At 69.7% G+C, this 15,535-nt stretch carries 16 protein-coding genes; 8 read left to right on the top strand and 8 right to left on the bottom strand.

Going from position 1 to position 15,535, the window contains the following annotated elements; all coding sequences use genetic code 11:
* Positions 1-173 precede the first annotated feature (173 nt).
* The 4 genes from ACWDRB_RS36680 (at position 174) to ACWDRB_RS36665 (ending at position 4,318) form a co-directional block, all read left to right on the top strand.
* Positions 174-1,433: a glycosyltransferase family 4 protein gene (locus ACWDRB_RS36680; RefSeq protein ID WP_449901607.1), complete on the top strand. Its 1,260-nt coding sequence runs from the start codon at positions 174-176 to the stop codon at positions 1,431-1,433.
* A 3-nt stretch (positions 1,434-1,436) separates the two neighbouring features.
* Positions 1,437-2,147 (top strand): class I SAM-dependent methyltransferase, encoded by a 711-nt coding sequence (locus ACWDRB_RS36675; protein WP_449901606.1) that lies wholly within the window; start codon positions 1,437-1,439, stop codon positions 2,145-2,147.
* Entirely contained in the window at positions 2,144-3,199 is a 1,056-nt protein-coding gene (locus tag ACWDRB_RS36670; RefSeq protein WP_449901603.1) for a prenyltransferase, read from the top strand. Before ACWDRB_RS36675 ends, ACWDRB_RS36670 begins: the two co-directional genes overlap by 4 nt.
* A 123-nt stretch (positions 3,200-3,322) precedes the next feature.
* Entirely contained in the window at positions 3,323-4,318 is a 996-nt protein-coding gene (locus ACWDRB_RS36665) for a DUF1702 family protein (RefSeq protein WP_449901601.1), read from the top strand.
* Here the strand turns inward: ACWDRB_RS36665 and ACWDRB_RS36660 are convergent, their stop codons facing one another.
* A complete protein-coding gene (locus ACWDRB_RS36660; protein ID WP_350729798.1) occupies positions 4,319-4,948 on the bottom strand; it encodes a class I SAM-dependent methyltransferase in 630 nt (209 codons plus the stop codon).
* Between the two features lie 85 nt (positions 4,949-5,033).
* On the opposite strand from ACWDRB_RS36660, the gene ACWDRB_RS36655 reads away from it, so the two are divergent.
* Genes ACWDRB_RS36655 through ACWDRB_RS36645 form a run of 3 tightly spaced genes read left to right on the top strand, consistent with a single transcriptional unit; the run spans position 5,034 to position 6,794 of the window.
* On the top strand, positions 5,034-5,486 hold the full coding sequence (locus ACWDRB_RS36655) for a pyridoxamine 5'-phosphate oxidase family protein (protein ID WP_449901599.1): 453 nt from the start codon (positions 5,034-5,036) through the stop codon (positions 5,484-5,486).
* Complete coding sequence (locus ACWDRB_RS36650) at positions 5,483-5,674, top strand: ferredoxin (RefSeq protein ID WP_350729366.1); 192 nt, start codon at positions 5,483-5,485, stop codon at positions 5,672-5,674. The genes ACWDRB_RS36655 and ACWDRB_RS36650 overlap by 4 nt, the downstream gene beginning before the upstream one ends.
* Positions 5,675-5,705: 31 nt before the next feature.
* Entirely contained in the window at positions 5,706-6,794 is a 1,089-nt protein-coding gene (locus tag ACWDRB_RS36645; RefSeq protein WP_350729364.1) for a Zn-dependent alcohol dehydrogenase, read from the top strand.
* Positions 6,795-6,833: 39 nt separating this feature from the next.
* On the opposite strand, the gene ACWDRB_RS36640 is transcribed toward ACWDRB_RS36645, so the two are convergent.
* Positions 6,834-7,418, bottom strand: a complete 585-nt coding sequence (locus ACWDRB_RS36640) for a TetR/AcrR family transcriptional regulator (RefSeq protein WP_350729362.1) — start codon at positions 7,416-7,418, stop codon at positions 6,834-6,836.
* 20 nt (positions 7,419-7,438) lie between these two features.
* A complete protein-coding gene (locus ACWDRB_RS36635; protein ID WP_449901594.1) occupies positions 7,439-8,689 on the bottom strand; it encodes a cytochrome P450 in 1,251 nt (416 codons plus the stop codon).
* Between the two features lie 242 nt (positions 8,690-8,931).
* Between ACWDRB_RS36635 and ACWDRB_RS36630 the strand changes: the two genes are divergently transcribed.
* Positions 8,932-9,540, top strand: coding sequence for a DJ-1/PfpI family protein (locus tag ACWDRB_RS36630; protein WP_449901592.1), 609 nt, complete (start codon positions 8,932-8,934; stop codon positions 9,538-9,540).
* 268 nt (positions 9,541-9,808) lie between these two features.
* Here the strand turns inward: ACWDRB_RS36630 and ACWDRB_RS36625 are convergent, their stop codons facing one another.
* From ACWDRB_RS36625 to ACWDRB_RS36605, 5 genes are read right to left on the bottom strand one after another with little or no spacing between them, the layout of a single operon-like run.
* Positions 9,809-10,810: a sugar phosphate isomerase/epimerase family protein gene (locus ACWDRB_RS36625; protein ID WP_350729357.1), complete on the bottom strand. Its 1,002-nt coding sequence runs from the start codon at positions 10,808-10,810 to the stop codon at positions 9,809-9,811.
* A 3-nt stretch (positions 10,811-10,813) separates the two neighbouring features.
* Entirely contained in the window at positions 10,814-11,971 is a 1,158-nt protein-coding gene (locus tag ACWDRB_RS36620) for a Gfo/Idh/MocA family protein (protein ID WP_350729355.1), read from the bottom strand.
* A gap of 11 nt (positions 11,972-11,982) precedes the next feature.
* Positions 11,983-13,035 (bottom strand): ABC transporter substrate-binding protein, encoded by a 1,053-nt coding sequence (locus tag ACWDRB_RS36615; protein ID WP_449901587.1) that lies wholly within the window; start codon positions 13,033-13,035, stop codon positions 11,983-11,985.
* A complete protein-coding gene (locus tag ACWDRB_RS36610; protein ID WP_449901585.1) occupies positions 13,032-14,045 on the bottom strand; it encodes an ABC transporter permease in 1,014 nt (337 codons plus the stop codon). Before ACWDRB_RS36610 ends, ACWDRB_RS36615 begins: the two co-directional genes overlap by 4 nt.
* Positions 14,045-15,529: a sugar ABC transporter ATP-binding protein gene (locus tag ACWDRB_RS36605; RefSeq protein WP_350729349.1), complete on the bottom strand. Its 1,485-nt coding sequence runs from the start codon at positions 15,527-15,529 to the stop codon at positions 14,045-14,047. Before ACWDRB_RS36605 ends, ACWDRB_RS36610 begins: the two co-directional genes overlap by 1 nt.
* Positions 15,530-15,535: the final 6 nt, after the last annotated feature.

Below are 15,535 nucleotides of genomic sequence, written 5' to 3'. Positions count from 1 at the left end.
GAACCCGTTCCACCGAACCACGCTCGGTTACGGCAACGTCGCAGTTCGCACGACGTTTAACCGTAATTGTGAACAATTCCACCCGACCTACCGAATGGTAGCCTTCTCGGACTAAGGTCATCTTCACGGTACACGCCCATCTCAAGGGCCCTACCGGCGGAGAAAGGGGTGTCGTGGCAGAGCCAGCCCGGCGGGATCGAACGCTGCGAGTCGCGTTGTTGTCCTACCGCAGCAAGCCCACCTGTGGTGGCCAAGGCGTCTATCTTCGCCACCTCAGCCGCGAGCTGGTCGCCTTAGGGCACCACGTCGAGGTGTTCTCCGGGCAGCCCTATCCCGAGCTGGACGAGGGCGTCATCCTGCGCGAGGTGCCCAGCCTCGACCTCTACCGCGACGAGGACCCGTTCAGAACGCCCAAGCTGCACGAATACCGCGACTGGATCGACTGGCTCGAGGTCGGGACGATGTGGACGGCGGGGTTCCCCGAGCCGCTGACGTTCACACTGCGGGCCTACCGCGAGCTGAAGAAGCGCATCGGCGACTTCGACGTCGTGCAGGACAACCAGACCCTCGGATACGGCCTGCTGGGCATCCAGCGGATGTTCCCCGTGGTCGGCACCATCCACCACCCGATCAGCGTCGACCGCCGCATCGAGCTCGAGGCCGCCACCGGCGGGAAGAAGCTGAGCCTGCGCCGCTGGTACGGGTTCGTGAAGATGCAGTCGCGTGTCGCGCCCCGGCTGAGCCCGATCCTGACCGTCAGCGAGTCGTCGCTGGCCGACATCCACCGCGACTTCAACGTCCCCCAGGCGAACATGCGCCTGATCCCCCTCGGCGTCGACACCCGCTACTTCCACCCGCGCCCGGACAAGCCCCGGCGCAAGGGCTCGATCGTGGCCGTGGCCAGCGCGGACTCGCCCATGAAGGGCGTCGCGACGCTGCTGCGGGCGGTCGCGAAGCTGGCCACCGAGCGCGACGTGCACCTCACCGTCGTCAGCCGACCCACCCCCGGCGGCCCGACCGAGCAGCTCGTCCAGGAGCTGTCGCTGCAGGACCGGGTGCGTTTCGTCCACGGCATCTCCGACGACGAGCTGGGTGAGCTGATCGCCACCTCGGAGATCTCGGTCGTCCCCTCCCTCTATGAGGGCTTCTCGCTGCCCGCCGTCGAGCACATGGCCTGCGGCACACCCCTGGTGGCCAGCCGTACGGGGGCGCTGCCCGAGGTCGTGGGCGACGCCGCCATCCAGGTGGCCCCGGGCGACCCCGAGGAGCTCGCCGCGGTGCTGCGCCGCCTGCACGACTCCCCCGAGGAGCGCGAACGCGTGGGCAAGGCCGGATACGACCGTGTCATGGAGCGCTACACCTGGCACGTCGTGGCCAAGAAGACCGTCGAGGCATACCTCGAGGCCATGGAGAACCACAAGAGGAGAGGCTGACCAGTGCTGACCGTCGACTTCGCCCGGCTTCCCGTCGGCCCCGGCGTGCGCCTGCTCGACCTGGGCTGCGGCGGCGGCAGGCACGCCTTCGAGGCGCTGCGCCGGGGAGCGGACGTGATCGCGTTCGACATGGACCAGGCGGAGCTGGACGGCGTGGCAGCCATGTTCGCGGCGATGGACAAGGCGGGCGAGGTGCCGCCCGGGGCGAGCGGGCAGATCATCCAGGGTACGGCGCTGGACATGCCGTTCGAGGACGGCAGCTTCGACCGGGTCATCGCGGCCGAGGTGCTGGAGCACATCCCGGACGACATGGCGGCCATGCGCGAGCTCTTCCGCGTGCTCAAGCCGGGCGGTACGGCGGCCGTCACCGTACCGAGCTTCCTGCCCGAACGGATCTGCTGGGCGCTGGACGAGGCCTACCACACGGCCCCCGGGGGACATGTCCGGATTTATACGTTGGCTGAGCTGTCGGCCAAGCTGAAGTCCATCGGGTTCGAAATCGGCCCCCACCACCACGCCCACGGCCTGCACGCGCCGTACTGGTGGATCAAGTGCGCCGTCGGCGTCGGCAACGACGACCACCCGCTCGCCAAGGCGTACCACGAGCTGCTGGTCTGGGACATCATGAAGCGCCCGGCCGCCACCAGGATCGCCGAAGCCGTGCTCAACCCGATCATCGGCAAGAGCGTGGTCCTCTACGTCAGGAAGCCATGATCTCCCACGCGGAGGTCGTGCGGACGGGCGAGAGCATCGCGGCGATCCAGCAGGACGACGGCGGCGTGCCGTGGCCGGAAGGCCACGTCGACGCCTGGAACCACGTCGAATGCCTGATGGCCATGTCCGTCGCGGGACTCGGCGAGCCGGTACGGCGCGGCTACGCGTGGCTGGCCCGGCACCAGCGCCCCGACGGCTCCTGGCCGATGAAGCTGGCCGACGGCGTGCCCACGGAGCAGGGCGGCGAGAGCAACCACGCCGCCTACGTGGCCGCCGGGCTCTGGCATCACCACCTCGTGACCGGCGACCAGGCGTTCACCCAGGAACACTGGCCCATGGTCAAGGCCGCGCTCGACTACGTGGCGGGGCTGCAGACCGAGCGGGGCGAGATCGTCTGGGAGCGCGACGCGCACGGCGTCGCCTCGACGCTCGCGCTGCTCACCGGGTGCTCCTCCATCCACCAGGGGCTGCGCTGCGGCGTGCTGCTCGCGGACCACCTGGGCGACCCGCAGCCGCACTGGGAGCTGGCCGCCGACCGGCTGGCGCACGTGCTGGCGGCGCATCCCGAGGCGTTCGCGGACAAGAGCCGCTTCTCCATGGACTGGTACTACCCGGTGCTCGGCGGCGCGGTGCGCGGGCAGCAGGCGTTCGAGCTGCTGGAGCGCGAGTGGGCCACGTTCGTGGTGCCCGGGCTCGGGATCAGGTGCGTGTCCGACCAGCCGTGGGTGACGGGGGCGGAGACGTGCGAGCTGGTGCTCGCGCTCGACGCGCTGGGAGACCGGGGGCGGGCGGTCACGCTGTTCACGGACATGCAGCACCTGCGGCACGAGGACGGCTCGTACTGGACGGGCTGGCAGTTCGCGAACCTCAAGCACTTCCCCCACGAACGATCCGGGTACACGGCCGCCGCCGTCGTGCTCGCCGCCGACGCGCTGCTGGCGCTGACGCCGGGGTCCGGCCTGTTCAGGGACATCGTGGGGACGTCGGTGTCCGACCCGGAGACCTGCGGCTGCGCCGCCGGCACGGGCCTGGTACGCCGCGACGACCTCTGACCCCACCCCCGCACAAGCGCTTTTGCGGGTTCTTTGCCCCCGAAATCCGGTGCGCCGCCGATGATCGACGCAATGGGCTTACTAGCTTCTGAGTGACTCGTACGAGGCGTCTTCGGGGGAAGCGTGGGCGACACGGGCACAACTTCGTTCTTGGATCAGGTCAGGACCGAGCCGACACTGTCCCGGGCGAGGGGGCTGCGGAGGTTCCTGGTCAAGGATCCTCTGGAGTCCGATCTGGGCCGGCGACGATTCCGGCTCAGGGGAGGAGCTTCCCGAGCGGTCTTCACCGATGCCGAAAGCGCATACGTTTTCGGCTTCAACGCGGTGATGTCCCGGGAGATTGAGAAGGTCGAGGAAATATCGGCTGAGCAGCGGCCCTTCGGCTACGAAGGGGCGGCCGCCGCCTGCACCGTACTCGACCTGCTCACGCTGACGCGGGGCCGGCGCCTTCACGAGCTACTCACCGGCCCCGCCCAGCATCATCGCCACGCCGCCTACGTCGGCGCCGGGCGCGGCTACGCCCTGCTGCGGCTGCGACCCCTGTGGGGGGCGCGGCGCGCGCATCCGCTGCTGCGCTGGCTGGCCGTGGATGGGTTCGGGTTCCAGTGGAGCCTGGCCAGGGCCGACCGCATGGTGGGCGAGCGCACGATGCCCGACCTGCTGACCAGGGCGCACTGCGCGGTGTTCGACCAGGGGCTGGGGCGGCTGCTCTGGTACCACGACAGCGCCTCGCCCGACGACATCGCCGCCAGGATCGGTGGATATCCGGCGGGACGTCGGGGCGACCTGTGGAGCGGGATCGGGTTCGCGGCGACGTACACGGGCGGGGCCGACTCCGACGAGCTGTGGTGGCTGACCGAGCACGCCGGGGCCGACGGGTTCCGCGCCCAGCTGGCCCAGGGGTGCGCGTTCGCCGTCGCCGCCCGGCTGCGGTCGGGGACGCTGCCGGCCCACACGGCGCAGGCCGTGCCGATCCTGGCCGGGGCCGAACCCGAGGCGGCCGCCTCGTGGACGGACCAGGCGCTCCTCGCGCTCGGGCACGAGGCGCACACGCACGAGGACTTCCTGCGCTGGCAGTCCCAGACCCGCCGGTCCTGGAGCCAGCGCCACCGCTGCTGACTAGATTCCGGGGCCGACGCGCTCCAGCACGCGGAGCGAGCCCTCCACCGACACCTCGCTGAAGGCGCCGGACCGCACCGCCCGCTGGTAGACCCGGTACGGCGCCTGCCCGCCATCGGCGGGATCGGGGTAGATGTCGTGGAAGACCAGCGCCCCGCCCTCCATGACGTGCGGCGCCCAGCCCTCGTAGTCGCGGGTCACCGGCTCCTCGGAGTGCCCGCCGTCGATGAACAACATCCCCAGGGGCGTCCTCCAGAGAGCGGCGACCTGCTCCGACCGGCCGACGATCGCGATCACCTCGTCCTCGAGCCCCGCGGCCGCGATCGTGGCCCTGAACGTCGGCAGCGAGTCCATCTTGCCGAACCGGGGGTCCACCAGCGTCGGGTCGTGGTGGGCCCACCCTGGCTGGATCTCCTCGGAGCCCCGGTGGTGGTCGACGGTGACGACCACCGACCCGGCCTGCCTGGCCGCCGCGCCGAGATAGACGGCCGACTTCCCGCAGTATGTGCCGATCTCGCAGACGGGGCCCAGCTTCCCGTACTGGCAGGCGGCCTCGTACAGGGCCAGCCCCTCGTTGTGCGGCATGAATCCCTTGGCGTGCTTCGCTGCGTAGAGCAGCTCTGACGGCATCGTCATGGGGATGCAGCCTAGCCGAACCGAATAACATTCCAGGGGACCCTTGCAGCGCCGTTCTGAAACCTGTTCTACTTACAACGTGAATCAGCGCGCTCGCATCGCCATGTCGGACGACGACGTCACCGCCTTCCTGGAGAGCTCGCGCAAGCTGCAGCTGGCCACCATCAACGCGGACGGCACACCCCATTTGGTGACGATGTTCTATGGGCTCGACAAGGGACGCATCACCTTCTGGACCTATGCGAAAGCCCAGAAAGCCCGCAATCTTGCCCGCGACTCCCGGGTGAGCTGCCTGATCGAGACAGGCGACGACTACGCCGAGCTCCAAGGCGTCCTGGTGTACGGGAACGCCGAGCGGGTGGACGACCGCGACCGCGTCATGGACATCGGGATGACGGTCGCCCGCCGGATGACTCCGGGTGTACCGGACGAACTGCTGCGCCCGTATGTGGAGCAGACCGGGCAGAAGCGAGTTGCGTACGTCGTGGAGTACACCAAAGTGGTCTCATGGGATCACAGGAGGCTCGGATGAGAGTCAAGGTGGACGAGCTGGTCTGCGAGGCCAACGCCGTGTGCATGGGGCTCGCGCCGGAGGTGTTCGAGGTGGACGACGACGACCAGCTCCACGTCCTGCTGCCAGAACCGCCCCCCGAGATGCAGGACCGCGTCCGCCACGCCGTCCGGTCCTGCCCCAAAGCCGCCCTTTCCCTAGAGGAATAGCCCCGCAAGGCACCAGCCGGAGGAGGAACCCATGCGCGCCGCGATCCTGCACGCCGTAGGCAACGACAAGCTGGACATCCGCGACGACGTCACCCTGGCCCCCGTCGGGCCGGCGGACGTACGCGTACGGATCAAGGCGACGGGCGTCTGCCACTCGGACCTGTCGGCCATGACCGGCGTACTGCCGCAGCCCGTGCCGCTGGTGCTCGGGCACGAGGGCGCGGGCGAGGTGGTCGAGGTGGGCGAGCACGTCACCTCGCTCAAGCCGGGCGACCACGTGGTCATCAACTGGCGGCCCGGCTGCCAGGAGTGCGACCTGTGCCTGGGCGGCCAGCCGTACCTGTGCATCAAGTACGTGGTCGAGGCGTTCAGCAAGGGCAACTTCCGGTTCGGCGGCGACGGGGCGACGGCGTACGGGATGGCCGGGTGCGGCACCTGGGCCGAGGAGATCGTCGTGCCGTGGCAGGGCGCGATCAAGATCGACGAGGACGTGTCGTGGGAGGCGGCGGCCCTGATCGGCTGCGGCATCACGACCGGCGTGGGCGCCGCGATCAACACCGCGAAGGTCCGCCCCGGCTCCACGGTCGCGGTGATCGGCTGCGGCGGCGTCGGCCTGTCGGTCATCCAGGGCGCCCGCCTCTCCGGCGCCCGCATGATCCTCGCGATCGACCCGCTGGAGTCCAAGCACGAGCTGGCCAAGAAGGTCGGCGCCACGCACGCCGTCACCCCGGAGCAGGTCCCCGACACCCTGAACGAGCTCACCGCCGGCGCCGGCTTCGACTACGGCTTCGAGGTGGTCGGCAAGGCGGCCACCATCCAGAGCGCCTGGCAGATCACCCGGCAGGGCGGCGACGTCATCGTGGTCGGGGCGGGCGCGGTGGACGACATGGTGTCGATCTCGGCGTTCAGCCTGCTGTTCGAGGGCAAGAACCTGCTGTCCAGCCTGTACGGCGAGGCGGACGTGCGCCACGCCTTCCCCTACTTCGCCAAGCTCCACAAGGCCGGCAAGCTGGACCTGGAGTCGATGATCAGCGCCCGCATCCGCCTGTCGGACCTGAACGACGCGGTGGCGGCGCTGCGGGGCGGCGAGGTCCTGCGCCAGATCGTCGTCATGGACTGACTCTGTTCCGAGTAGAAGGGGCCGCCGCGGTGGCCCCTTCTACTGCGTCGGCGCCGGCGCGAGCCAGTGGCGATTGAGGTCGCTCACGGCCTCCAGCCAGACCTGCGGCCGCTCCCCGGCGGCGATCGCGTCCGCGGCGCTGTGCAGGACGGTGAACAGGAGCGTGGCCGCGACATGCGGGTCGACCTGGCGGAACGCGCCGTCGTCCATGGCCCGCCGCAGCGCCTTGGCGATGGCGGCGATGATGTCCGGCCCCCCTTCGGGCGCGGGGTTGGAGTGGAAGACCGCGGCGTGGAGCCCGCCGGGCCGGGCGATGGACTCGACGGCCGCCGCGCATTCGGCGTCGAGGGTGGCCCACCAGTCGATCGGCTCGGTGGATTCGGCGAGCCGGTGGAAGCGGTCCACGTAGTCCCGTAGCACGCGGTCCCGTACCGCGGTGACCATCTCCTCCCAGGAGGAGAAGTAGACGTAGAAGGTGCCCTTGGCGGCGTCGGCTTCGGCGGTGACGGCCTGGACCCAGTTGGTCACGTCCTGCCCGGAGTCCAGGAGCCGGATGGCGGCGTCGATGAGTTCGCCGCGCCTGGCCTCGGGGGAAAGACGGCGCCGGCTCCTGGAGGTCACCATCGCATCAGGTTAGCCGACCGTCACGTCATCACCCCTGCGTGGGAGATGAGGAGCTCGCTGACGCCGCGAAGGTTGATGTGCTCCCGGTACGGCGGCGGGTCGGCGACCAGCACGGGCTCCCGTACGCGCCGGGCGAACGCGGCCAGCGCCACCCGGCCTTCGAGCCGGGCCAGCGGCGAGCCGAGGCAGAAGTGCGGACCGAAGCCGAAGCCCAGATGCCGCACCTGCTCGCGGGCCGGGTCGAACCGGTCCGGGTCCGCGTTCGCCTCCGGGTCCCGGTGGGCCGCGGCCAGCAGCAGGATGACCAGGCTGCCCGCGGGCACCTTCGCCTTCCCGACGCTCATGTCCTCCTTGGCGACCCGGGCGGTGAGCTGGACGGGCGGGTCGTAGCGCAGAGTCTCCTCGACGACCGCGGACGCCGTACCGGGGTCGGCGCGCAGGGCGGCGAGGTGGCCGGGGTGCCGCAGCAGGGCGAGCACGCCGTTGGCGATCAGGTTGACCGTCGTCTCATGGCCCGCCACCAGCAGCAGCACGATCGTGGAGACCAGCTCGTCATGGCTGAGCGCGTCGCCGCCCTCCTGCGCGGCGAGCAGCTCGGAGATCAGGTCGTCCCGGCGCGGGCTCCGGCGCCGTTCGGCGACGAGGTCGTTGACGTACCGGTGCATGTCGGCCATGCCACCCGCCCACTCGTCGTTCCCGTCGCCAGGATTGCCGAACCCGTCGAGCAGCCGGGTGAGCTGGGCGGTCCACCCGTGGAACAGCCGCTCGTCGGCCTGCGGCACGCCGAGCATCCGGCAGATGACCGTCACCGGCAGCGAGTAGGCGAGGCCGGACATCACGTCGAACGTCTCCCCCTCGGCCGCGCGGTCGAGGCACCCGTCGACCAGCCGCGTGACGGAGTCCTCCATCCGTGCGACGGTACGGGCGGTGAACGCGCTGCTGACCAGACGCCGCAGCCGGGTGTGGTCCGGAGGATCCAGGGAGAGGAACCACGGCCGCCGGACCGAGGCGGGAGCGTCCGCGGGGTACGGGTCGGCCGCCCCATCGGGCTGGAAGAACCGCCACCGCTCGGCGCTGAGCCGCGGGTCGCGCAGCAGCGTCTCGCAGTCGCGGTAGCCCGTCACCACCAGCGAGGACATCTCCTCGATCCATAACGGGCCGCGGGCGCGGAACTCGGCGTAGATCGGGTACGGGTCGGGCCTCGACGCGTGGTCGAGAAGCTTGGCGACCAGGTGGAAGCCGGACATCTCACTGTTCGTCGCGTTGGACATCTGCATCTCCTCGATTGTTGACCTCAGGTCATTAGTAAATGACCTGAGGTCAATATGTCAATGGCGAGAGCACGAGACACGGGGTACGGGATCGCGCGCCGCGCCAAACTCAGGCTTGACCCGGCCACCCTCCCCGCCGGAGAACGACACGGCGCGGACCTGAGGGCTGCGGCAGCCCTGGCTCTCAGAGATGCGACTTGTACCATATGAGGTGGTAATGCAGAGCTGCATAGGGAGTGGTCTTGCAGGTCGCGGTCGTCACCTTTGACGGATTCAACGAACTCGACAGCTTCATCGCCAACGGACTGATCAACCGTGCTCGCAAGCAAGGCGTGACGGCATACATCACCACGCCGACGCCCGTCGTGACCTCGATGAACGGCGTGGAGGTGACCGGTCAGCGGCCGTTGGACTTCATCACCGAGGCCGACGTCGTCCTCCTCGGCAGCGGCATCAAGACGCGTGACGTCGTGGCCGACGACACGCTGCTGGCGCGCCTGCCCCTCGACCCCGCCCGGCAGTTGATCGGCTCACAGTGCTCCGGCGCCCTGGTCCTCGCACACCTCGGCCTCCTCGCCGGGCGCCCCGCCTGCACCGACACCATCTCGCGGCCCTGGGTCGAGGAGTGCGGGATAACGGTGCTGGACGCGCCGTTCCACGCGGAGGGCGCCATCGCGACCGCAGGCGGATGCCTGGCATCGGTCTATCTGGCAGCGTGGACGCTGCTCCACACAGCCGGCGAGGCCACGGCCTGGGACGTGATCGAGTATGCGGCGCCCGTGGGCGAGAAGCAGAAGGTCGTCCAGCGCGTCATGTCCACGGTGCGCACGACCGAACCGGCGCTGCGCTGACCGGCCTCGGTACGACGCTCGCGATGAAAGGATAAGCGGCCTTCCCGCACGGCATCCGAGGTCGGTCAAAGGACGACTTCGCTCTCGGCCTACGCCGGGGTGCGCGAGGGGTGGGAGCCCCTCGCAGGCCAAGCCGGTAACCGGGCAATGGGTGGGGCTGGCGAGCGAAGCGAGCGGGGGGTTCGGGGGGGTCGAAGGGGGGCGTAAGCCCTCCTGGGAGGCGCTGGCTGGAAGCCCGTGGCGTGCAGCGCCCCCCTCGCAAAAGGCCTTACGTCGTGGAGAAGGCGGCGTCGAAGGCGGTGGCCGGTGGGGTGATGGAGTTGAGCTTGCGGATGTAGCCGAGCGCCTCCCGAGCCCCATCCAGCCGGTCCATCCCCGCGTCCTCCCACTCGATCGAAATGGGCCCTTCGTACCCGATCGAGTTCAGCGCCCGGAAGCAGTCCTCCCAGGGCACGTCGCCCCGCCCCGTCGAGACGAAGTCCCAGCCGCGGCGCATGTCGGCCCACGGCAGGTGCGAGGACAGGCGGCCCTTGCGGCCGTCGCCCACGCGCATGCGCGTGTCCTTGCAGTCGACGTGGTAGATGCGGTCCTTGAAGTCCAGGATGAACCCGACCGGGTCCAGGTCCTGCCAGACCATGTGGGACGGGTCCCAGTTCAGGCCGAAGGCGGGGCGGTGGCCGATCGCCTCCAGGGTCCGCGCGGTGGTGTAGTAGTCGTACGCGATCTCACTCGGGTGAACCTCGTGCGCGAAGCGCACCCCGACCTCGTCGAAGACGTCGAGGATCGGGTTCCAGCGGTCGGCGAAGTCCTGGTACCCGGCGTCCACCATCGACGCCGGCACCGGCGGGAACATGGCGACCGTGTGCCAGATCGACGACCCGGTGAAGCCGACCACCGTGTCCACGCCCAGCAGGGCGGCCGCGCGGGCCGTGTTCTTCATGTCCTCCGCCGCCGCCTGGCGGACCGACTCGGGGTCGCCGGAGCCCCAGATGCGGGCGGGGAGGATGGACTTGTGGCGCTCGTCGATGAGGTCGCACACCGCCTGGCCGACGAGGTGGTTGGAGATGGTCCAGACCTTGAGGCCGTGCTTGTCGAGCTGGGCGTGCTTCTGCTCCACGTACGACGGGTCCGCCACGGCCTGGGCCACGTCGAAGTGGTCGCCCGAGCAGGCGATCTCCAGGCCGTCGTAGCCCCATTCGGCGGCCAGCCTGCACACCTCCTCGAACGGCAGGTCGGCCCACTGCCCCGTGAACAGGGTGACAGGTCGCATGTGTCAGTCCTCCACGTTCATGTAGCGGCTGCCCTCAGCCGCGCTACGCTCGACCGCCTCCAGCACCCGCTGCACCCGCAGCCCGTCGGCGAACGACGGCGTGGGGTCGGCTCCGGTGGCGATCGCCTCCAGGAAGTCGTTGATCTCGTGGGTGAAGGTGTGCTCGTAGCCGAGCCCGTGGCCGGGCGGCCACCAGGCGCCCACGTAGGGGTGGTCGGGTTCGGTGACCAGGATCCGCTCGAAACCGCCGCCTCCGGAGCTGAACCACAGCTCGTTCATGGCCTCGAAGTCGAACGCCAGGCTCCCGAGCGAGCCGTTGATCTCGATGCGCATCGCGTTCTTGCGGCCGAAGGCGAAGCGGGTGGCCTCGAACGAGGCCAGCCCTCCGCCCGAGAGCCGGCCGATGAACAGGGCGGCGTCGTCCACGGTCACCTGGCCCATGTCGCCGGTGCCGGTGGCCTCCAGGCCCGCGGACGCCGCGGCGACGGGGCGTTCCTTGATGAACGTCTCCGTCAGCGCGGAGACGCCCACCAGCTGCTGCCCGGTGATGAACTGGGCCGCGTCCACGATGTGCGAGCCGATGTCGCCCAGCGCGCCCGCGCCCGCCTTGTCCTTCTGCAGTCGCCAGACCAGCGGGAACTCCGGGTCGACGATCCAGTCCTGCAGGTACGCGGCCCGTACGTGCCTGACCTCGCCGATCCGGCCCTCCTCGACGTACCGGCGGGCGAGCGCGATCGCGGGCACCCGCCGGTAGTTGAAGGCCACCATGCTCTTGACCGAGGACGGCGCCGCCTGCGCGGCCCGGACCATGGCCTCGGCCTCTTCGACGGTGTTGGCGAGCGGTTTCTCGCAGATCACGTGCTTGCCCGCCTGCAGCGCGGCGATGGCGATCTCGGCGTGCGAGTCACCGGGCGTGCAGATGTCGACGATCTGCACGTCGTCGCGCTTGATCAGCTCTCGCCAGTCCGTCTCGACGTCGGCCCAGCCGAGCTGTGCGGCGGCCGCCTCGGTGCTCTCCTTCGACCTGCCGCCGAGCACCGCCATGCGAGGCACCAAAGGCAGGTCGAAGAAGGCCGAGACGCTGCGCCAGGCCTGGGAGTGGACGCGGCCCATAAAGGCGTAGCCGATCATGCCCACGCCGATGGTGGTCTTGTCTGACATGCAACCCCCGATCAGGATTCGAAGCCGAGCGCCAGGTACTTCTCGACGTTGTCCTTGGTAATGGTCTCGGATGCGAGCGTGATGGACTGCGGAACCTGGTTCTCCACCAGATCACTCATGCCCTTCCCCTGCGCGATCAGACGTGCGAGTTTGATCGCCGAGGAGGCCATCGTCGGACTGTAGGTGACCGTGGCCTTCAGCACCGAGGTGCCCGACTGGATCTCCTTCATCGCGTTCAGCGACCCGGCGCCGCCGACCATGATGAACTCGCTCCGGTTCGCCTCCTTGATCGCGGCCAGCACGCCGACGCCCTGGTCGTCGTCGTGGTTCCAGAGCGCGTCGATCTTCTTGTGCGCCTGGAGCAGCGAAGTGGCCACCTGGTTGCCGGTCTCGACGGTGAACTTGGCGTCCTGCTTGGCCGTGACGCTGAACCCGAACGTCTTCAGCGCGTCGGCGAAGCCCTTGCTGCGGTCCTGCGTCAGCGGCAGCGTGGCGATGCCCTGGATCTCGACGATGACGGGGTTGGTGACACCCTTGTCCTTGAGCTGCTTGCCGATGTACTGCCCGGCCGCGACGCCCATGCCGTAGTTGTCGCCGCCGATCCAGGTCCGGTAGGCCAGCTTGTCGGGGAAGACGCGGTCGAGGTTGATGACCGGGATCCCGGCCGCGGTGGCCTGGAGCGCGACCTGGTTCAGCTGCTGGCCGTCGTTGGGCAGGATGACCAGCGCGCTCACCTTGGCCGCGATGAGCGACTCGACCGCGGAGATCTGCTGGTTGATGTCGTTCGTCGGCTCGACCGGCTTGAACTCCACGTCGGAGTACTGCTTCGCGGCACTCTCGGCGTTCTTGGCGATGGCCGCGATCCAGCCGTGGTCGGCGGCGGGCGCCGAGAACCCGATCGTGACCTTGTCGCCCGGCTGGTCGTTGCCGCTGGCCGCCGGGGCGGGCGCGGGCGCTGAGGCCGAGTTGCCGGTCGAGGCCGCGGGCTCGTTGCTGGTGCAGCCGGTCGCTAAGAGTACGGCTCCGCCGACGAGGAATCCCCTGCGCGCGACGTTCTCACTCATGGTGCTCTCTCCTTCAAGTTCCGCCGCTGGAGAAGGACGGCGACGACGATGATCAGGCCCTTGGCGATCAGCTGGTCGCTGGTGTTGAGCCCGTTGAGAATGAACAGGTTCGTGATGAGGGTGAAGATCAGCAGGCCCAGGATCGAGCCCACGATCGTGCCCCGGCCCCCGGTGAGGAGCGTGCCGCCGATGATCACGGCGGCGATGGCGTCGAGCTCGTACAGGTCGCCGTGGGTGGACGAGCCCGTCGTCGTACGCGCCATGATGAGGATCGCGGCGATGCCGCAGCAGAGCCCCGACAGGGCGTAGAGCAGCATCGTGTGCCTGCGCACGTTGATCCCGGCGAGCCTGGCCGCCTCGGGGTTGCCCCCGACCGCGTACGTCCGCCGCCCGAACGTCGTGCGGTTGAGCACGATCCACCCGAGCACCACCACCAGGGCGAAGATGTAGACCAGCAGTGGGATGCCGAGCAGGCGCGTGGTCGACAGGTCCACGATGGCGGAGTTGTCGGACTGGATGAGCTGCGTCTTGCGGTCGGACATGCGCTGCGCCAGCCCTCGGGCGGCGACGAGCATGGCCAGCGTCGCGATGAACGGCACCAGTCGCCCGTAGGCGATGAGTAACCCGTTGACCAGCCCCGCCCCGGTCCCGACGGCGATGGCGCAGATCGCCATCACCACCGGCCCGTACGACTGCGTGGCCAGCGTCGTGGCCCAGACCGAGGCCAGCGCCATGACCGCGCCGACCGACAGGTCGATGCCGCCGCCGATGATCACGAACGTGGCCCCGACCGTGATCACGCCGATCGTGGCGGCCAGGGAGAGGATGCTGACGAGGTTGGAGGTGGTGGCGAAGTTCTCGGGCCTGGTGACGAGGCCGACGACGATCAGCAGCGCCAGCGCCGCCAACAGCCCGAGATGTCGCATTTCTCCGAAACTGGCGCGGAAGCCGCCCGGCGACGGGGGCGACCCCACTCCCGCGAGCGGCCGGTCCGTTGTGGGCTCGCTCATCACGCCGCCCTCCCATTCATGATCATGTCGAGTACGCGGTGCTCGTCCAGGCCCTCGGCGTCGCCCTCGTGGATGACCGTCCCCTCGCGTAACACGAGCACCCGGTCGGCCAGGCCGAGCACCTCGGGCACCTCGCTGGAGACCAGCAGCACGCCGATCCCCTGCTCGGCCAGGTTGCGGATCACCGCGTACAGCTCGGCCCTGGCGCCCACGTCCACGCCTCTGGTCGGTTCGTCGAGCAGGAGCAGCTTGCGGCCGCCGAGCAGCCAGCGGGCGAGCACGGCCTTCTGCTGGTTGCCGCCGGACAGGGTCCGGATCGGGCGTTCGGGATCGGGTGGCCTGATGTCCAACATTTCTGACAGGCGCTTGGCCTCGGCCCGCTCCCGCTTGCGGTCGATCCAGCCGAACCTGGCGAACCCCGGCAGGGTGCCCAGCGTGATGTTGGCGGTGACGCTCTGGTCGAGGAGGAGGGCCTGGGCCTTGCGTTCCTCCGGGGCCAGGCCCATGCCGCGTTTGACGGTGCCGACGACGCTGCGGCGCATGGGAGTTCCGGCGAGCAGGACGCGGCCCGAGGCGGGGCGGGCGCCGTACACGGCCTCCAGGATCTCCGAGCGGCCCGAGCCGACGAGCCCGGCCAGCCCGACGATCTCGCCCGCCCGGACGGAGAACGACACGCCTGAGAAGACGCCCGGCGAGGACAGGTTCTCGACCTTGAGCACCTCCTCGCCCGGCGAGCGGCCCGCCCGGGGCGGGAAGACGTACTCGACGTTCCTGCCGGTCATGAGCGAGACGATCTCCCCGGTGGGGGTGTCCCGCGCGGACAGGCCGACGGCGACCGTGCGGCCGTCCTTCAGCACGGTGACCCGGTCGCCGATCTCGCGGATCTCCTCCAGGCGGTGCGAGATGTAGACCACGGCCACGCCCTGGGCGGTCAGCTCGCGGATGATGCGGAAGAGGTTCGCGACCTCGTCGTGGGCGAGGGCGGCGGAGGGCTCGTCCATGATGATCAGGCGGGCGTCGTGGGAGAGCGCCCTGGCCATGGACACGACCTGCTTGGCCGCCGGCGACAGCCGGCCCACCTCGGCCGAGGCGCGGATCTCCCCGTGGCCGAGCCGTTCGAGCACCTCGCGGGCGGCGCGCCTGGCGGCCGCCCGGTTGACGAAGCCGAAGCGGGCGTGCTCGTGGCCGAGGAAGATGTTCTCGGCCACGCTGAGCCCGTCGACCAGGTCGAGTTCCTGGTAGATCGTGGCGAAACCGAGCCTGATGGCGTCGATGGGGCTGCTCGGGCGCACTTCCTGGTCGTTGAACAGGATCGTGCCCTCGTCCGGCTGGTGCGCTCCGGCCAGCACCTTGATCAGGGTGGACTTGCCGGCGCCGTTCTGGCCGAGCAGGCAGTGCACCTCGCCGGCCCGTACGTCCAGGTCGACCCCGTCCAGCGCGCGCACGCCGGGGAACTGCTTGACGATGCCCTTCATGACCAGCATCGGGGA

It is taken from the genome of Nonomuraea sp. NPDC003707 (assembly GCF_053587055.1).
This window is presented reverse-complemented; position numbering and strand designations above follow the sequence as displayed.

Excerpts from the sequence above, each read along its gene's own strand:
- ACWDRB_RS36605 (WP_350729349.1), bottom strand. The coding sequence starts at position 15,529 with ATGCTGGTCATGAAGGGCATCGTCAAGCAGTTCCCCGGCGTGCGCGCG.
- ACWDRB_RS36625 (WP_350729357.1), bottom strand. The coding sequence starts at position 10,810 with ATGCGACCTGTCACCCTGTTCACGGGGCAGTGGGCCGACCTGCCGTTC.
- ACWDRB_RS36650 (WP_350729366.1), top strand. The coding sequence starts at position 5,483 with ATGAGAGTCAAGGTGGACGAGCTGGTCTGCGAGGCCAACGCCGTGTGC.
- ACWDRB_RS36610 (WP_449901585.1), bottom strand. The coding sequence starts at position 14,045 with ATGAGCGAGCCCACAACGGACCGGCCGCTCGCGGGAGTGGGGTCGCCC.
- ACWDRB_RS36635 (WP_449901594.1), bottom strand. The coding sequence starts at position 8,689 with ATGTCCAACGCGACGAACAGTGAGATGTCCGGCTTCCACCTGGTCGCC.
- ACWDRB_RS36645 (WP_350729364.1), top strand. The coding sequence starts at position 5,706 with ATGCGCGCCGCGATCCTGCACGCCGTAGGCAACGACAAGCTGGACATC.
- ACWDRB_RS36620 (WP_350729355.1), bottom strand. The coding sequence starts at position 11,971 with ATGTCAGACAAGACCACCATCGGCGTGGGCATGATCGGCTACGCCTTT.
- ACWDRB_RS36670 (WP_449901603.1), top strand. The coding sequence starts at position 2,144 with ATGATCTCCCACGCGGAGGTCGTGCGGACGGGCGAGAGCATCGCGGCG.
- ACWDRB_RS36615 (WP_449901587.1), bottom strand. The coding sequence starts at position 13,035 with ATGAGTGAGAACGTCGCGCGCAGGGGATTCCTCGTCGGCGGAGCCGTA.
- ACWDRB_RS36660 (WP_350729798.1), bottom strand. The coding sequence starts at position 4,948 with ATGCCGTCAGAGCTGCTCTACGCAGCGAAGCACGCCAAGGGATTCATG.
- ACWDRB_RS36640 (WP_350729362.1), bottom strand. The coding sequence starts at position 7,418 with ATGGTGACCTCCAGGAGCCGGCGCCGTCTTTCCCCCGAGGCCAGGCGC.